The 15,622-nt window shown below is 33.8% G+C and carries 17 protein-coding genes; 9 read left to right on the top strand and 8 right to left on the bottom strand.

Annotation, left to right across the window (positions count from 1 at the left end; all coding sequences use genetic code 11):
* Positions 1-24: 24 nt before the first annotated feature.
* The 3 genes from LZQ00_RS05420 to LZQ00_RS05410 form a co-directional block, all read right to left on the bottom strand.
* Positions 25-945, bottom strand: a complete 921-nt coding sequence (locus LZQ00_RS05420; RefSeq protein ID WP_234512648.1) for a polysaccharide deacetylase family protein — start codon at positions 943-945, stop codon at positions 25-27.
* A gap of 166 nt (positions 946-1,111) precedes the next feature.
* Positions 1,112-2,776, bottom strand: coding sequence for a protein-disulfide reductase DsbD family protein (locus LZQ00_RS05415; RefSeq protein WP_234512641.1), 1,665 nt, complete (start codon positions 2,774-2,776; stop codon positions 1,112-1,114).
* 135 nt (positions 2,777-2,911) lie between these two features.
* On the bottom strand, positions 2,912-3,988 hold the full coding sequence (locus tag LZQ00_RS05410) for a PLP-dependent cysteine synthase family protein (RefSeq protein WP_234512635.1): 1,077 nt from the start codon (positions 3,986-3,988) through the stop codon (positions 2,912-2,914).
* 198 nt (positions 3,989-4,186) lie between these two features.
* Between LZQ00_RS05410 and LZQ00_RS05405 the strand changes: the two genes are divergently transcribed.
* Positions 4,187-4,645 carry an Lrp/AsnC family transcriptional regulator gene (locus tag LZQ00_RS05405; RefSeq protein ID WP_234512625.1) on the top strand — a complete coding sequence of 153 codons (459 nt, stop codon included), beginning with the start codon at positions 4,187-4,189 and terminating at the stop codon, positions 4,643-4,645.
* Between the two features lie 74 nt (positions 4,646-4,719).
* Here the strand turns inward: LZQ00_RS05405 and LZQ00_RS05400 are convergent, their stop codons facing one another.
* Entirely contained in the window at positions 4,720-5,268 is a 549-nt protein-coding gene (locus LZQ00_RS05400) for a hypothetical protein (RefSeq protein WP_234512623.1), read from the bottom strand.
* 244 nt (positions 5,269-5,512) lie between these two features.
* Here LZQ00_RS05400 and LZQ00_RS05395 point away from each other — a divergent pair, with 244 nt between their 5' ends.
* The gene (locus LZQ00_RS05395; protein ID WP_234512622.1) at positions 5,513-5,902 is read left to right on the top strand and encodes a YchJ family protein; all 390 of its coding nucleotides are present in this window, start codon (positions 5,513-5,515) and stop codon (positions 5,900-5,902) included.
* Positions 5,903-5,956: 54 nt separating this feature from the next.
* On the opposite strand, the gene LZQ00_RS05390 is transcribed toward LZQ00_RS05395, so the two are convergent.
* Entirely contained in the window at positions 5,957-7,402 is a 1,446-nt protein-coding gene (locus LZQ00_RS05390; protein WP_234512620.1) for a dicarboxylate/amino acid:cation symporter, read from the bottom strand.
* A gap of 169 nt (positions 7,403-7,571) precedes the next feature.
* Entirely contained in the window at positions 7,572-7,922 is a 351-nt protein-coding gene (locus tag LZQ00_RS05385; RefSeq protein ID WP_234512618.1) for a 4Fe-4S dicluster domain-containing protein, read from the bottom strand.
* A 162-nt stretch (positions 7,923-8,084) separates the two neighbouring features.
* Between LZQ00_RS05385 and LZQ00_RS05380 the strand changes: the two genes are divergently transcribed.
* The 6 genes from LZQ00_RS05380 (at position 8,085) to LZQ00_RS05355 (ending at position 13,085) form a co-directional block, all read left to right on the top strand.
* Positions 8,085-9,098: an acyl-CoA reductase gene (locus tag LZQ00_RS05380; RefSeq protein ID WP_234512616.1), complete on the top strand. Its 1,014-nt coding sequence runs from the start codon at positions 8,085-8,087 to the stop codon at positions 9,096-9,098.
* Positions 9,099-9,156: 58 nt separating this feature from the next.
* Positions 9,157-9,360 (top strand): fructose-6-phosphate aldolase, encoded by a 204-nt coding sequence (locus LZQ00_RS05375; RefSeq protein WP_234512614.1) that lies wholly within the window; start codon positions 9,157-9,159, stop codon positions 9,358-9,360.
* A gap of 4 nt (positions 9,361-9,364) precedes the next feature.
* Complete coding sequence (locus LZQ00_RS05370; protein WP_234512612.1) at positions 9,365-10,045, top strand: cell division ATP-binding protein FtsE; 681 nt, start codon at positions 9,365-9,367, stop codon at positions 10,043-10,045.
* Positions 10,046-10,202: 157 nt separating this feature from the next.
* A complete protein-coding gene (locus LZQ00_RS05365) occupies positions 10,203-10,739 on the top strand; it encodes a nucleotide exchange factor GrpE (RefSeq protein ID WP_234512610.1) in 537 nt (178 codons plus the stop codon).
* Positions 10,740-10,750: 11 nt separating this feature from the next.
* A complete protein-coding gene (dnaJ, locus tag LZQ00_RS05360) occupies positions 10,751-11,908 on the top strand; it encodes a molecular chaperone DnaJ (RefSeq protein WP_234512609.1) in 1,158 nt (385 codons plus the stop codon).
* Between the two features lie 547 nt (positions 11,909-12,455).
* Complete coding sequence (locus tag LZQ00_RS05355; RefSeq protein ID WP_234512607.1) at positions 12,456-13,085, top strand: outer membrane beta-barrel protein; 630 nt, start codon at positions 12,456-12,458, stop codon at positions 13,083-13,085.
* 50 nt (positions 13,086-13,135) lie between these two features.
* On the opposite strand, the gene LZQ00_RS05350 is transcribed toward LZQ00_RS05355, so the two are convergent.
* Positions 13,136-13,909 (bottom strand): C40 family peptidase, encoded by a 774-nt coding sequence (locus tag LZQ00_RS05350; protein WP_234512605.1) that lies wholly within the window; start codon positions 13,907-13,909, stop codon positions 13,136-13,138.
* 68 nt (positions 13,910-13,977) lie between these two features.
* Between LZQ00_RS05350 and LZQ00_RS05345 the strand changes: the two genes are divergently transcribed.
* Positions 13,978-14,451: a universal stress protein gene (locus tag LZQ00_RS05345; protein ID WP_234512603.1), complete on the top strand. Its 474-nt coding sequence runs from the start codon at positions 13,978-13,980 to the stop codon at positions 14,449-14,451.
* A gap of 1 nt (position 14,452) precedes the next feature.
* Here the strand turns inward: LZQ00_RS05345 and LZQ00_RS05340 are convergent, their stop codons facing one another.
* Entirely contained in the window at positions 14,453-15,622 is a 1,170-nt protein-coding gene (locus tag LZQ00_RS05340; protein ID WP_234512578.1) for an RsmB/NOP family class I SAM-dependent RNA methyltransferase, read from the bottom strand.

Raw genomic sequence — 15,622 nt, 5'->3', positions numbered from 1 at the left:
AACTATAGTTGGAGCCTTTCTTTTTTAGTTTTGTTTCGGATAATCCTTCATGTGAGCAAATTTGTAATTAGGATGTAATTTCAAGCTATCGATTAAATCACTCAATTTTTTTTGCGCTTGTCGCGTTTGAAACATATCATCATGCATCAATAACACAACATTATTCTTAGAAAATGATGTACCATTACGCAACCTGTTGTTGATTTGACGATAAACTTGACTTACCGATTCTACAGGCATACCAGATGGTTTTCCTTTTTTCCATTCACAATCCCATCCCATACTACGGTAACCGTTTTGATATAATAAATCTGCAGTACTTGACCCACTTTGCATATCAATACGCTTACGATCTGCAAAATACCAAATATTACGACCTGGAAGACGAACAATCTTATACTTCAAATTCAACGCCTTTTCATTATTATCAAAATCTTGGAATGAAGTCTCCGCATTACTATAAAAATTAGTAAACTTATTATTAGCATGACTATAACTATGATTATAACAATCCACTAACGGATTATTGAGATAACGTTCATAGTGTTTATGTAAAGTCTTACTCATTTTATCATGCTTCCCAATTAGAAAAACATTTATTTTTATATTTTTAGCCGTCGCTATTGAGTCAACAAATTGACTACCATTTAAAGGTCCATCATCAAATGTCAAATAAATATAGCGTGGAGATACCGAGTCCGTCAGTAATCTCGCGGTATCCACCTCATGATGCAGTATACTCTTTTTATCCTTAGTGGTCGTTGAATCAATTGATACTTTCTTTTCAACAGTATCTATAGGGTCTGCAACGTCTGTACTATCAACAGCGTCAATATGCTGAGCTCCATCCTTTTTTTTCTTGACATCTTCATTACATGATTGTAAAGCAATAGATGTTATTGATAATAATCCAAGGAACATCCCTAGACTGAATACTTTCTTCATTTTATAAGTTCACTGTTAACCCTTACCTAAAACCTAGTAAAAAGCTTAATTTTATGCTTAGTGGTTTTACGCTGTAAAAGTAAGATTAAATTTAACAGTAATCCAATTTTATGAAAGCTTTTTTCGTCCAAAATAAAATATTTTTTATCAAGTCATTTCCTAAACCTTATTGGATGTTTTTGAATACCTTTAAACCTTCTTTTAAATAAACAAGATATGAATTAGCTTCATAATCAGCACCTTGTGGTTTAATGAGAACTTTTTCCTTTAAAGGATCCATTAATACATAAAATGGCTGTGAATTCGATTCAAACTGATGTGCTTGCAAATAGCTCCATTTGCTTCCAATTGTTTTTAAGGTTTTACCATCAGCTGTCTTTTGCTGATCTTCAATCGCCAATTCCGTTCGGTCATCAACATATAATTGAATAATGACAATATCATTGTTTAAAACAGATCGTACATCAGGATCTGTCCATACATTGGCTTCCATTTTCCGACAATTCACACATGCATGTCCAGTAAAATCAATCATCACCATTTTATGATTTTTTTGAGCATATTCCATTCCTTCCTTGTAATCAAAAAATACATTCAATCCTAAAGGCGCATGAAATAAATTTGCATATTTACGACTTGAAACATCGACATTATGCGTAGCACTTCCTAAAGAAGCTTGATTCAAATCAAAGTCTTGTGTACTTTGTGGTGGTAAAAAGGCAGATATTGATTTTAATGGTGCTCCCCATAATCCAGGAATCATATAAACGGTAAAAGATAAGACTACAATCGCAAAAAAGGTTCTAACAACAGACAAATGTGCTAAGTTACTATCATGAGCAAATTTGATTTTACCCAACAAGTAAAGTCCCATCAATCCGAATATGACAATCCATAAACTCAAAAATATTTCCCTGTCAAACCAATTCCAATGATATGCCAAATCAACATTGGATAGAAATTTTAATGCAAAAGCTAGTTCTAAGAAACCCAACACTACTTTTACACTATTCAGCCAACCACCAGATTTTGGCATTGCTTTCATTGCACTAGGAAACAGCGCAAATAATGCGAATGGTATGGCTAAAGCCAGAGAAAAACCAAACATACCAATAGCAGGGCCTAATAAAGCGCCACTGGTTGCCGCTTGTACCAAAAGAGTACCAATGATAGGTCCTGTACAAGAAAACGAAACTAGGGCTAAAGTTGCAGCCATAAAAAAGATGCCTGCCCATCCCCCTTTATCGGACTTTTCATCCATCTTATTTACCCAAGAGCTTGGGAGGCTGATTTCAAACGCTCCTAAAAATGAAGCTCCAAAAGCTAACAACATCAAAAAGAAAAAGAAGTTAAAAATACCATTCGTAGATAATGAATTAAGAGCATCTGAACCAAAGATTAGTGTCACTGCGAGTCCTAATATCACATAAATGACAATAATAGAGATTCCATAAAACGAAGCTCGTCCAAAAGCTTTTGATCTATTTTGATTACCCTTGGTAAAAAAACTGACAGTAAGCGGTAACATCGGAAAAATACAAGGCATTAATAAAGCTGCAAACCCACCTAACAACCCGCCTAAAAATATGCCAAAAAGAGACGTTTCTTTGTTCTCTTCCCCTTTTATTATAGACTCCGCTTTCTTAACTACCGCAGCTGTATCTGCTTTTACTCCAATGACAGTATCCGCAGAAGAAGCTTCTTCCATAACACTTCCATCAACAAACTCTAACTCATCTACATTCTGTAATGTGTCGGGTTCTTGAGCATAGGAAAAAACAGGTAATATAAGCCCTATCAAAAGCAATAATTTTACGATTAAACTTTTCATAATTATACATAATAATGCCAAGAGGCAAATGGTGATTGGTTAGAAACCTGACCTCAAAAAGACGAATCCTTTTGGGTCAGATACTACTTAATTATAAACACACTACATCTAAAAATTTTTAGATGGAAACAAAAATTATATTTTCTCAGCTTTAAAAAGAGATTTTTCCAATCGACTAATTGGTTGAAATCCTGTAAAAGTCAAATCTGTAGAAATATAACCCTCCTGTATCGATTGCTCTTTAACCAGATCTGTACTTAGGTATTTTTTATTGTCATCACATAACAAGGTAACAACAACGGTATCATCAGCGAATTGTTCTTTCAGTTTAATCGCTCCAATAACATTTGCTCCCGAAGAGATGCCAACCGCTAATCCAAGCTCTTTTGCTAGTTTTTGAGCCATAATAATAGAATCGCCATCCGAAACAGAAACAATCTCATCCAATTCATTCAATTTGACAATAGCTGGAATAAACTCATCAGAAATTCCTTGAATACGATGTGAACCAATCTTATAACCAGTTGATAAAGTCGGACTTTCGGCTGGTTCCAAAGGATGTATTTTTACATTAGGATTTAAACTGCGGAGATGTTTACCAACCCCCATTACAGTCCCCCCTGTACCGACACCTGCAACAAACGCATCCGCAACTAACCCAATAGATGCTAATTGAAGACCGATCTCTTTACCAGTAGTCAATTCATGTGCCTCGGCATTAAATTGATTTTCAAATTGTCTAGGTAAAAATACACCTCCTTTTTTAGCTAGCTCTTCGCTTAACTGAATACTACCTAGAAACCCACCTTCTTCTTTACTAATCAATTGAATATCTGCACCCATGCTTTTGATAATATCAATACGCTCTTTACTCAACCAATTTGGCATAATAATCTTTACTTCATGTCCTAAAGCCTTACCTATAGCAGAAAAAGAAATACCTGTATTTCCGCTTGTCGCTTCAACAATCACATCTTCAGGTTGAATCTGACAATTCATATAAGCTTTATACATGATATATAATGCCATACGATCTTTGATACTCCCTGTTAAATTATAATTTTCACATTTTACGTAGATTTTTCCACTTTTTCCTTTATACGTATATTGCAATTCCAGCATCGGGGTATTGCCGACTAAACACCACAAATGTTTAAATCGACTATCAAGCTCAGGAGATAGACATTTACTAAATATTGCTTCGTTATTCATAATTCACTGTTTTATTGATTGTAGATGTTATTAAATTTCAATAAATAAAATTTAATTTCATCAGCAAATTTGACGTAAAACAAAATATTATTCAACATCAATTATAAAAAACAATAAATTTCGTTGAAATACCATTATATTTAAAATATTATTCAGTTTTAACCAAAGCATGCTCTACATATCAATAAAAAAAACAATATGCAATTAGATGAGACAGATATTAAATTATTAAGGTTATTGCAACATGATGCAACTTTAAGTAATAAAGAATTAGCTTTTCAAGTGCATAAATCTATCGCAGCTATTCATGAGCGAGTGAAAAAACTTAAACAACAAGGGTATATCAAAAAAACTGTTGCCATTCTAAATAGGCATAAAATCAATATCGATTTGATTTCATTTTCACAAGTATTTTTGAAAGCACACACAGCAGAAGTATTGAACGAATTTGAAAAAGAAGTCGCTAAATTTCCTGAAGTAATGGAATGTTATCAAATGGCAGGTTCCTATGATTTTATGCTTCGTATAGCAACTAAAGATATGCAAGCTTATCATGAATTTTTAAGATATCGATTAGCTGTATTACCGCATGTCAATACGGTGCAGACTTATTTTGTCTTATCTGAAACCAAAAGTGAGACGGCTTATCCTATCTAATATAACATGATAAAAACAAAAAAAGAGGAAACCGAAGTTTCCTCTTTTACTCAAACATCTATAAAAACTAACGCTTATCTTCTGCCATGTCCTTCACCTCTATTTGATCTATGATCATAGTCTTTTTTACCATGTTTATATTTTCCATTTTTATCACCATATCTATTGTCTCTATGATCTCTATGGTTATCATAACGATCATGGTCGTGACCACGGTCATGGTCATATGAATAACGGTTTCCTCTTCTAGAATCTCGTAAATTTACTTGATTTCTAGCATGAGCATACTGTCCGTAATTTCTACTATATCGATCATGATGGCTCCATGGATTTCTATCATTTACAACTACCTTATAGGTATTATAAAAATTAAAGTTACGGTATCTTCCTGGCAGATTTCCACGAGTGATCCATCTTCGACCTTCATAATAAGTATATCTTCTGTTGGGAACATCATAATATACATTTATTTCTGGAATGTAGTAATAACGTACATAATCATAACCAACAGGTCCCCATAAAGGTTGGCTACCGATATTAATGTTGACATTAACTTGAGCTTCTGCAGGTTTTGCAAAAAATAAACCGCCAACTAAAACCGCCAAGTAAACTAACTTTTTCATAACTGCTCCTCCTTATTTTTTAATATTATATTATCAATTTGTTGTAGATATGACTATACTTTGACTTAGAGGATTAATCCTCTACTGTTAATTTTTGTTAAAAGAATAAAATCCAGTGTTAATCAAGAGATTGAAAAAAACTTATCTATACATCTTCAATATTTTTCCACGATAAAAGTTTAAAATAGTTTGAAACAAAAACAAATCATTGTTTACTTTTGTCAGACCATCAATATTGATAAGTGTGATAGAAGATCCAATCTCCATGTGCCCATGCGGCCATTTGCTTCCGTATAGTGATTGTTGTCAAAAAGTTCATCTTGACCAAAAACAAGCAACATCAGCAGAACAATTAATGCGAGCAAGATATGCTGCTTTTGTCGTTGGAAATATTAATTTTCTATATGCTAGTTTTCATCCAGCTACCCGTAGGTTTCAAAACAAAAAACATATTGAAGCATGGGCAAAAGAATCCAAATGGATGCAATTACATATTTTAAGAAGTACCGTAAATGTAGTGGAATTTGAAGCACATTACTTAGATAGCCAGCTTAATTTACAAATCCATCATGAAAGATCGAATTTCAAAGAAATTCAAGGAATTTGGTATTATGTAGATGGAAAACTCCTATAGATAAAAAAGGATCTTAAAATAATATTAAGATCCTTTTTTATACTTGCAAAATGATTAGCTCAGCAATTCAGATTTTTCATCATCTTCTCTAAAAGGAGCCTCTTCATCAAATTCTCCCTCCCATTTAGCAACAACAACTGTTGCTAAACAGTTCCCAATTACATTAACTGATGTTCTGGCCATATCCATCAACTCATCAATACCTAAAATTGCTGCAATAACAAAAGTAGGTAAGCCAAACTGATCTGCGGTGGCAATTAATATAATTAATGAAGCACGTGGCACAGCTGCCACACCTTTGGAAGTAATCATCAACGTAAAAGCAATCATCAATTGTTCACCGAAAGATAAATGAATTCCAGCTGCTTGCGCAACAAAAATAGCAGCCAACGATAAATATAAAGACGTTCCATCAAGGTTAAAACTATAACCCGTTGGTATAACGAATGATACAATCTTACGCGGAACTCCAAATTTTTCCATTGCAGACATGGCTTTTGGCAAAGCAGCGTCAGAACTTGTTGTCGCAAAAGCGATGGATACGGGTTCTTTGATTGCATTTATAAACTTTAATACTGGAATTTTTAAGTAAAGTGCTACGGGTAACAAAACCAAAAGCAAGAAACCAAATAATGCTAAATACAAAGTCGCCAATAACATAAATAAATTCTTCAGAATGTCCACACCAAGATGTCCGACTGTAAATGCCATTGCTGCTCCTACACCTATCGGAGCAAAGTACATGATTAAGTTCGTAAACTTAAACATCGTTTCGGAAAGGCTTTCCGTAAAATCCACCAATGGTTTTCGTTTTTTCTCGTCCACCATAGCAAGACCGATACCGAACAAAACTGAAAAGACAACAATCTGCAAGACTTGATTATCATAAACAGCCTTTACAATATTTTCTGGAAAAAGATCCCTGAAAAAAGCGGTGAGCTTATAGACAGGATGAACATGTTGAGGTAAAGTCTCTAAAATTTGGGCATCATTGCTGATTTTAGCCACAGGCAATTCTTCGTGTGGCATATGTGCAACATCTACTCCAACACCTGCTTTGGTTAAATTTATAGCCCCTAGTCCAATGAAAATAGCACAGGTAGTTGCGCAAAAGAAATACAACATAGACTTCCATGCCATACGTCCCACTTGCTTTAAATCTGAATGCCCAGCAATACCATAAACTAAAGTCGCAAATAGAATAGGACCTACAATTGTTTTTACTAATTTAATGAAACCCTTACTCAAAGGTTGAAGTGATATCGCAATATTAGGAAAATCTAAACCCACGAAAATACCTAAGATCATACAGGTCAAGATCCAGGTCGTCAGATTTCTTCTAACAAAAGCATTCACCACCAACACTGTTGCAACAATCCATCTTACTGCCATTAAAAATGATGGAGAAAAATTGACCCAACTAAATTCGTAACAGATTGCAATAAGGACAGCAATAGTGATCGAAACAAGGGTAATTAGCCCCATTTTTGATTTAAACATCAGCAAACTTTTAAAAAGGTTAAATACAAAAATAAAAAAATACTAGGCATTCACAAATATAAATATGGCTGTTTGTAATAACTACAAACTTAGTAGAAAGGTAAAAGCATAAAAAAAGGTAGAATATTTTAATATTCTACCTTTTTCGAAATTTTATTTTAAATAGCAATTATTCAGCGTGTAACCAAGCTTTTTTTGCTAATAATTCTTCTTGAGATTCACGAACTTCTTCGTCATCTACACAACAATCTACTGGACAAACCGCTGCACATTGTGGTTCATCATGAAAACCAACACACTCTGTACATTTGTCAGAAACAATATAATACACTTCATTAGATACAGCAGCTTGGGAATCGTCAGCATCTAATGTCACCCCATCTCCGAAGTCAATAATACCATCCAATGATGTTCCATCGGAAAATTTCCAGCTCACACCTGCATCATATATTGCATTATTTGGGCACTCCGGTTCACAAGCACCACAGTTAATACACTCGTCTGTAATTTTAATCGCCATTTATAACCTCAAAATTATGATAAAAAACTATTTTTGTATTGATTTATACAATCAAATCTTTTTACACATGTTAAAATAAGAGTAATTTGGATTTTGTTGATTGTATTTAATACGACAAATATAAAACAAATTTGTGTATACACGTTTATTAATTTTTACATTTTGACAAAGAAACAACGAATAGAAGCTTTTGTAAAACTCGCAGACTTATTTCATAAGGATAATGATGAGTTAAATCAATTAATACAATCTGCTCAATATAAAAACGCATGGTATACATCTGATCATGTTGAAAAAGCTTTTGCGACTTGGAAGAGCAATTTAACTTTTGATCAATTAGAAAACTGGTTATCCTGCTATCCAGATCTTCAAAGCAATAAAACAGTAGGTTTAGTATTAGCAGGTAATATTCCTTTAGTCGGGTTTCATGATATCTTATGTGTTTTAGCTGCTGGTTTCCATGCTCAGATAAAAGTTTCTTCTGATGATGCTTCTTTGACGACTTATATTGTCAATACATTAATAGCACTAGAACCACGTTTTAAAGAAAAAATAGAATTGGTGGAGCGTCTAACAAATTTTGATCTAGTTATTGCAACAGGATCGAACAATTCATCCCGTTATTTCGAACACTACTTTGGTCAGAAACCACATATCATCAGAAAAAATAGAAATAGTGTTGCTGTAATTACCGGAAATGAATCTCCAGAACAATTAGAGGCATTGGGACATGATATTTTTGACTATTATGGTTTAGGTTGTCGATCCGTATCTAAGCTATTCTTTCCAAAAAATTATAATATCAGTCATTTTTATGAAGGAATTGAATCTTTTGAACCGGTAAATAAGCATTTCAAATACAATAATAATTACGATTATAACAAATCCATTTATCTCATCAATGCAGATAAACATTATGATAATGGATTTTTACTATTAAAGGAGGATAAAAAAATCGCTTCACCTCTAGCAGTCGTTTATTATGAAGAGTATGAAAATTTAAATGATGTCGTACAATACTTAAATGCAGAAAATGATCGTTTGCAATGTGTGACTTCAGAAACAGAATTAAAAATCAAAACACCAACTTTTAAATTCGGTTCAAGTCAGAATCCCGCATTAAATGACTATGCTGATGGTGTAAATACATTAGATTTTTTATTTGCAAACCAATAAGCATAGCCTTATATTCGTAAAAGGATTTTGAAATAAAAAGTACTAACTTTGTCAATAGATGTATATAATCAAAGTAAAAGGAGTTGCTAAAATCCCAGACTATGTCCAATTAAGAGACGATGCATTCACGTTATTAGCATATTTCAGGGTTGATCGTCCTGATAAGTCTTTAGACAAAATTGGATTGGGTGACAAATCGGAATACATTATGCAAATGGTAAAGGAATTACCGTTTGGAAAAATAAAAAAATTAGAATTATAGTTCAATGTCTGGAAATACAGTAATCACATTAAAAAACGTCGATATCTACCAACAAAAGCATTTGGTTTTATCCAATGTGAATTTGAATATCAATAAAGGGGAGTTTCTTTATCTTATCGGTCAATCTGGTAGCGGAAAAAGTAGTTTGCTTAAAATTATTTATGGAGATTTATACATTGGTAACGGTGAAGGATTAATCGCTGGTTTTGACCTTAAAAAACTTCATGACAATGATGTACCTTACTTAAGACGTAAACTAGGAATTGTTTTTCAAGACTTTCACTTATTATCAGATCGTTCGGTAGAGAAAAATTTAGAATTCGCTCTTAGAGCAACAGGTTGGAAAGATAAATCTCAAATCGAGCACAGAATGCTAGACGTATTGGAAAAAGTAGGTCTTCGTTCGAAATTGAAAAAAATGCCCCACGAACTTTCTGGAGGAGAACAACAGCGTATTGTTATTGCCCGCGCATTGTTAAATAATCCCGAAATTATATTAGCCGATGAACCAACAGGAAATCTTGACCCGGCTACTTCCGAAGAAATCGTCTTACTTTTACGTGATATCGCTTCCTCTGGGACGGCTATTTTAATGGCAACACATGATTACCAAATCATTCGAAATATGCCTTCTCGCATTATCAAAACCGCAGATGGTGTGTTATTAGATCAAGTCGAAATATAAACGTCAAGACTGACAGAAAACCCTCTCATCCGACATTTTGTTAGTACAATTTCCAGGTTACTGACAAGGTGTCGGATTTTATTGTTTTGGCAACAACTTTGACTATAATTAATTTTTAAGACAGAACATGAGTTTCCAACTTAGAATTTAGAAAGATATGAGCGAACAAGAAAATAATAACGAGACTATTCAAGATCCTATTGAGGATAATACAGCAGAAAATCAAGAAGAAACAATTGAACTTTCTGTTGAAGAAAAATTAAGTGCTGAATTGGCAGAAGCAAAGGATAAATATGTCCGTTTGTCAGCTGAATTTGATAATTATAGAAAACGTACAAGCAAAGAACGTGTTGAACTGATTCAATCTGCTGGAAAAGATGTTATCACCAAACTATTATCCACATTAGATGATTTCGATAGAGCTTTAAAAGCGATGGAAACCGCTACGGATGTAGAATCTGTAAAAACAGGTATTGATATTGTCAATAATAAATTCAGACAGACTTTGGAACACCAAGGACTACAAGAAATGGATGTATTGGGTAAAGAATTCGATGCTGACTTACAAGAAGCAATTACCGCTATCCCAGCCCCCACTCCAGATTTAAAAAATAAAATTATTGATGTTATTGAGAAAGGTTACTATTTAAATGATAAAGTAATCCGTCATGCAAAAGTAATTATAGGTCAATAAGATAAAAAGCAATGTCAAAAAGAGATTATTACGATATATTAGGTGTAGCTCGTGGTGCAGATGAAAAAGAAATTAAATCTGCTTATCGTAAACTAGCCGTAAAGTATCATCCGGATAAAAATCCTGGTGATCATGAAGCTGAAGAAAAATTCAAAGAGGCTGCCGAGGCATATGATGTATTAAGCAATCCTCAGAAAAAGCAACGATATGACCAATTTGGTCATGCAGGTAACTCGGCTTCCGGTGGTGGTTATGGTGGTGGTATGAATATGGATGATATATTCAGCCAATTCGGAGATATATTTGGTGGAGGTGGTCATCCTTTCGAAAGCTTCTTTGGTGGCGGAGGAGGCGGTTCAAGAGGTGGTCGTCGTGTTGCCAAAGGAACAAACCTACGCATTAAGGTAAAATTGACACTAGAGGAAATTGCTAAAGGAGTCGAGAAAAAAGTTAAAGTAAATAAGCAAGTAAACTGTCATACATGTGACGGAACTGGCGCAAAAGATAAATCTTCCTCCCATACTTGTAATACTTGTGGTGGTTCTGGATCTGTACGTCGCGTAACCAACACCATCTTAGGACAGATGCAAACAACCAGCACCTGCCCTACTTGTAATGGAGAAGGAGTCGAAATTACAGCGAAATGTACAACATGTAGAGGAGAAGGATTAGAAAGAGGAGAAGAAACGATTGCAATTAATATTCCTGCAGGTGTAAGTGAAGGCATGCAATTGTCGATGAGCGGAAAAGGAAATGCAGCTCCCCGTGGAGGTATTGCAGGTGATTTAATTATCTTAATTGAAGAGATACCACATGAATCATTAAAAAGAGATGGTCTCAATGTTATCTATGACTTGTACATTAATTTTGTTGATGCAACTTTAGGTACTAACATAGAAGTTCCAACAATCGATGGAAAAGCAAAAATTAAAATCGACCCTGGAACACAAGCTGGTAAAATATTAAGATTAAAAGGGAAAGGTATTCCAGAAGTTAATTCTTATCATAAAGGAGATCAACTGGTGTATGTTAATATTTGGACTCCTAAAGCTGTATCTTCTGATGAAAAAGAAATTTTACAGAAATTGAAAGAATCACCAAATTTCAAACCTCAACCTGGCAAAGCAGAAAAATCATTCTTTGAAAGAATTAAAGAATACTTCGAATAAATAATAAAAATTTCTACTATAGAAAAGGCGATATATCAATAATGATCTATCGCCTTTTTTATGTTAATTTGAAAATTTTCTTATCCCTTTGAGTAAACGCACACAAACAACTCGCAATCAAAAGAAGATTATCTCTAAACTTTTCGAAACGTTCATTTCCAACACACCTTTTGAATAAAGAAACATTTCATGGACGTTTTTCAGAAACTAAAATGATCTGCTTAAAAAGTCACGAACCAATTAATACAAAATAAAAGATTAAATAGCTTAACTGACATTTGGTCATTTTTTGTCAGATTATTAAAACTGACATTTTTTCACAAAAAGTTAATACAGTATGAATTTCAAAAAATTAGAATATAAATTTTAAATTATCAGCAATATAAACTATTTATAAAGCATTAATAGTGTGTAATTTATATTTACACCCTATTATTTCATACATTTTTATGACAATGTACAATAACTTTGGTCTCGGTATTGATAATATCTATCAAATAGTCAAAAGGATTGATTATTAAAATTACAATCACAAATCATTAAAAAGATGAAAAAATTATTACTTACTTTAACTGCTGTAGCTGGTTTAACATTTGCTTCTAACGCTCAAGAATTTGGCTTCAAAAAAACTGACTTTATCATAGAAGGCAATTTATCTGCAAACACTTCTGATGATAAAGGAGACAAAGAAAAAACAAGCACTTTCAATTTTAACCCTTCTGTAGGATATTTTGTATCAGATAAATTTGCTGTTGGATTAGATTTCAATTTTGGTAATCACAAAGAAACTGATTATTCAGGAAGCGAAGATACTTATGCAAAAAGCAACAAGTTTGGTGTAGGTGCTTATGGTCGTTATTACTTTTTAGAATTAGGTTCACGTTTCAAAACTTATGCACAATTAGCTGCAGGTTATAACCAAACAACTGGGGAAATTAATAACGGTACAACTACAGTAGATATTCCTAAAAGCAAAGGATTTGGTGCTGGTGCTGGATTAGGAGTTAATTACTTCGTAACATCTAATATTGCGATCAACTTTGGATTAACAGATTTATTATCTTACCACTCAGAAAAACCTGAAGGAGGAAAATCACAAAATACATTCAATGCTAATATCAACAGCTTCAACAACTTTTTTGATACAGCTAAATTTGGTTTGACTTTCAAATTTTAAGGTTCACTAACCCGATAAAATAAAAGGCTCGCGAGCCTTTTATTTTATCTTTATTCTGAGATATATCGCTTTACTATCCGGAGCTTATGTGTGTATTTGTTTAATTCCTTATTAAATATTCCTTCCTGATCCATTCGGTCTATACGCACACAAGATGAAGCATGAATAATTGTTCCTGAGTCCAACATCACACCGACATGTGTTATCTTTCCTTCTTCATTATCAAAAAAAGCTAAATCCCCCACTTGAATCTCGGTTAGAAAGTCAACCGTGTTTCCAATTTCAGCTTGTTGATAAGCATCTCTAGGTAATTGGTAACCGAATGACTGATAAACCAGCTGTGAAAAACCAGAACAATCAATTCCAAACTTTGATCGACCTCCCCATAGATAAGGAGCACCCCAATATTGCTTAGCGATATGACTTACTTTATTGACAAAATCTTCTTGCCCCAAAGTTAATACCTGAACTGTAAACTCCTGCGAGTCATTTTCCTGACAATACGAGAAACCTTCTCGAAGAAAAGTTCCATGTAAAAGCTGAATATGATGATCACTATAAGATAAAAAACCACCTTCAAAGCCAATATACTTTTTATTTAACAGCTGATATGCACAAAAACCAACATCATCTACCGTCAAAAATTGGCCATTCTGTATCCAGCCTATATAGCTATCAGATGTTGTTCGAACTTTTGTCCAATTTATTGACCTGGCTAATATTTCAAAAGTTTCTCCAAAAATAACTTGCGAAACCATTTCACTACGGTGTGCCTCATCCGCTCGAAGAGGAACAACCGTTAAATTACAAATTCCGTATTCCATGTATATATCAAAACAAAAAAACGTATATTCCGTTATTATATACGAATATAAACTTTAATACGATAACCATGGAAACGAATGCAGTAAAAATCACAAGAATATTAGTAGCTGTAGAAGATGAACCTTGTGTTCTTAAGTGTATTGCCTATGCAAAAGAGATGGTTAAAAAATTTGGAACTTCGGTAGCATTAGTTACCGTTACTTCCCCGACCTCTCCAGCGAGTTATGGTGCAGATCCTTTGCTCGGACAACAACCAATCATCATACCTGAGGTATCGGAGATTGAGCAACAGAATGCCCAAAAATATTTAGAAGAACTTGGACAAGAATTTGAAGGGGCCCACGAAGTTTTTCTATTCAATAGAATCGGCTCTATCAAAGAAGAAATATTAGCAACAGCAGTCGAATGGTCCGCAGATTTCATTGTAATGGGATCTCATGGAAGAACAGGATTTGACCATTTTATATCCGGGTCGGTTTCAGAATCAGTGATCAGAAAAGCAACTTGCCCAGTACTTGTTGTACCCAGCAAATGCGAATAACTTATAATTTGATCAGGCGGGCAACGAACATGCTGTCTGCCTTTTCATTATATCCTTTCAAAACTTGATAAGCTTCTAGCTGATAGCCTAATTCCCCCTGTATATATTGAATAACCTCTTCGTTTTCTTTTTCAAAAACAGAACAAGTGATATAAACCAAAGGTTTTCCAACTTTTAAATGTCTGGAGACATTTTTAGCAATTTCTTTTTGTAAACTAGAAAATTCCGCTATTTTCTTAATATCGAAATAACTAATATTTTCAGGAGTACGCCCCCAAGTACCTGAACCTGTGCACGGAGCATCTAAAATAATCCCATCAAAAAGTTCATTACCTAAAATAGTAGTTGTGTCTTTCGTTAAATCAACTATTTTTTTTCGATAATTTCTAATACCTGCGCGATCAAATCGTTCATCCAGATTACGCAAAATACTCATACGTACATCTGAAACCATCAAATTGATTGTTGGGTTAGCATCCAAAAACAATAATGCCTTCCCTCCTGATGCTGCACAAGCATCCCACCAACTCTCTTTTGGAAAGGCCTTCATAAAATCTAACGTACGCTGTGAAGATAAATCCTGAACCTCGATTTCTCCATCCAAATCTTTAAATCGTTGTAAAGAAGTACCATTTTCCAAGGCCACAGTTTGAGATGTAACAAAATGGTAAGCTATTTTTTCTGATTCAAAAATAGCTTTCACAAACTGTTCCTTACCTTTTCTAACGCGAATAAATAAATCAGGCTGGACAAATTGATTTTGAATAAAACGATCTTGATCAATCTCCTTTGATAGATATTTTTTAAATGGGAAAATGCTGTCCAGTTCTAAAATCTTTTGTTCTTTTAAAAAATGAAATTTCTCATCTAATGATAAATCCAAATTCCATTCTGGTTCTAATAAGGAAACAAAAGGGCTTTCTGTTTCACACAAATATTCTGCAAGAATTAATCTTTTTTGTTGCGATAATTGCTTAGCAGCTTTTCCCAACCGAAAATAATTATAACACAAACGGGAAGTCCATTTTCGGTCCTTAGAACCCATTTGTTTATTTATTTTAAAGAATGAGGTAAGGTACCGGGCAAAAGGTTCATTCCCTTCATATCCGTCTATAGCTCTTTCAAAATTACGAATTTGCTGATGAACCCTCTTTTCGCTAAAATCACTCAT

Source organism: Sphingobacterium sp. SRCM116780, from assembly GCF_021442025.1.
Lineage (GTDB): Bacteria > Bacteroidota > Bacteroidia > Sphingobacteriales > Sphingobacteriaceae > Sphingobacterium.
Note: the sequence above shows the minus strand (reverse complement) of the source record. Positions and strands in the feature narration are given on the sequence as shown.

Coding starts and splice junctions, on each gene's coding strand:
- LZQ00_RS05420 (WP_234512648.1), bottom strand. CDS start 945: ATGAAGAAAGTATTCAGTCTAGGGATGTTCCTTGGATTATTATCAATA.
- LZQ00_RS05415 (WP_234512641.1), bottom strand. CDS start 2,776: ATGAAAAGTTTAATCGTAAAATTATTGCTTTTGATAGGGCTTATATTA.
- LZQ00_RS05410 (WP_234512635.1), bottom strand. CDS start 3,988: ATGAATAACGAAGCAATATTTAGTAAATGTCTATCTCCTGAGCTTGAT.
- LZQ00_RS05405 (WP_234512625.1), top strand. CDS start 4,187: ATGCAATTAGATGAGACAGATATTAAATTATTAAGGTTATTGCAACAT.
- LZQ00_RS05400 (WP_234512623.1), bottom strand. CDS start 5,268: ATGAAAAAGTTAGTTTACTTGGCGGTTTTAGTTGGCGGTTTATTTTTT.
- LZQ00_RS05390 (WP_234512620.1), bottom strand. CDS start 7,402: ATGTTTAAATCAAAAATGGGGCTAATTACCCTTGTTTCGATCACTATT.
- LZQ00_RS05385 (WP_234512618.1), bottom strand. CDS start 7,922: ATGGCGATTAAAATTACAGACGAGTGTATTAACTGTGGTGCTTGTGAA.
- LZQ00_RS05375 (WP_234512614.1), top strand. CDS start 9,157: ATGTATATAATCAAAGTAAAAGGAGTTGCTAAAATCCCAGACTATGTC.
- LZQ00_RS05370 (WP_234512612.1), top strand. CDS start 9,365: ATGTCTGGAAATACAGTAATCACATTAAAAAACGTCGATATCTACCAA.
- LZQ00_RS05365 (WP_234512610.1), top strand. CDS start 10,203: ATGAGCGAACAAGAAAATAATAACGAGACTATTCAAGATCCTATTGAG.
- dnaJ (WP_234512609.1), top strand. CDS start 10,751: ATGTCAAAAAGAGATTATTACGATATATTAGGTGTAGCTCGTGGTGCA.
- LZQ00_RS05355 (WP_234512607.1), top strand. CDS start 12,456: ATGAAAAAATTATTACTTACTTTAACTGCTGTAGCTGGTTTAACATTT.
- LZQ00_RS05350 (WP_234512605.1), bottom strand. CDS start 13,909: ATGGAATACGGAATTTGTAATTTAACGGTTGTTCCTCTTCGAGCGGAT.
- LZQ00_RS05345 (WP_234512603.1), top strand. CDS start 13,978: ATGGAAACGAATGCAGTAAAAATCACAAGAATATTAGTAGCTGTAGAA.
- LZQ00_RS05340 (WP_234512578.1), bottom strand. CDS start 15,622: ATGAGTGATTTTAGCGAAAAGAGGGTTCATCAGCAAATTCGTAATTTT.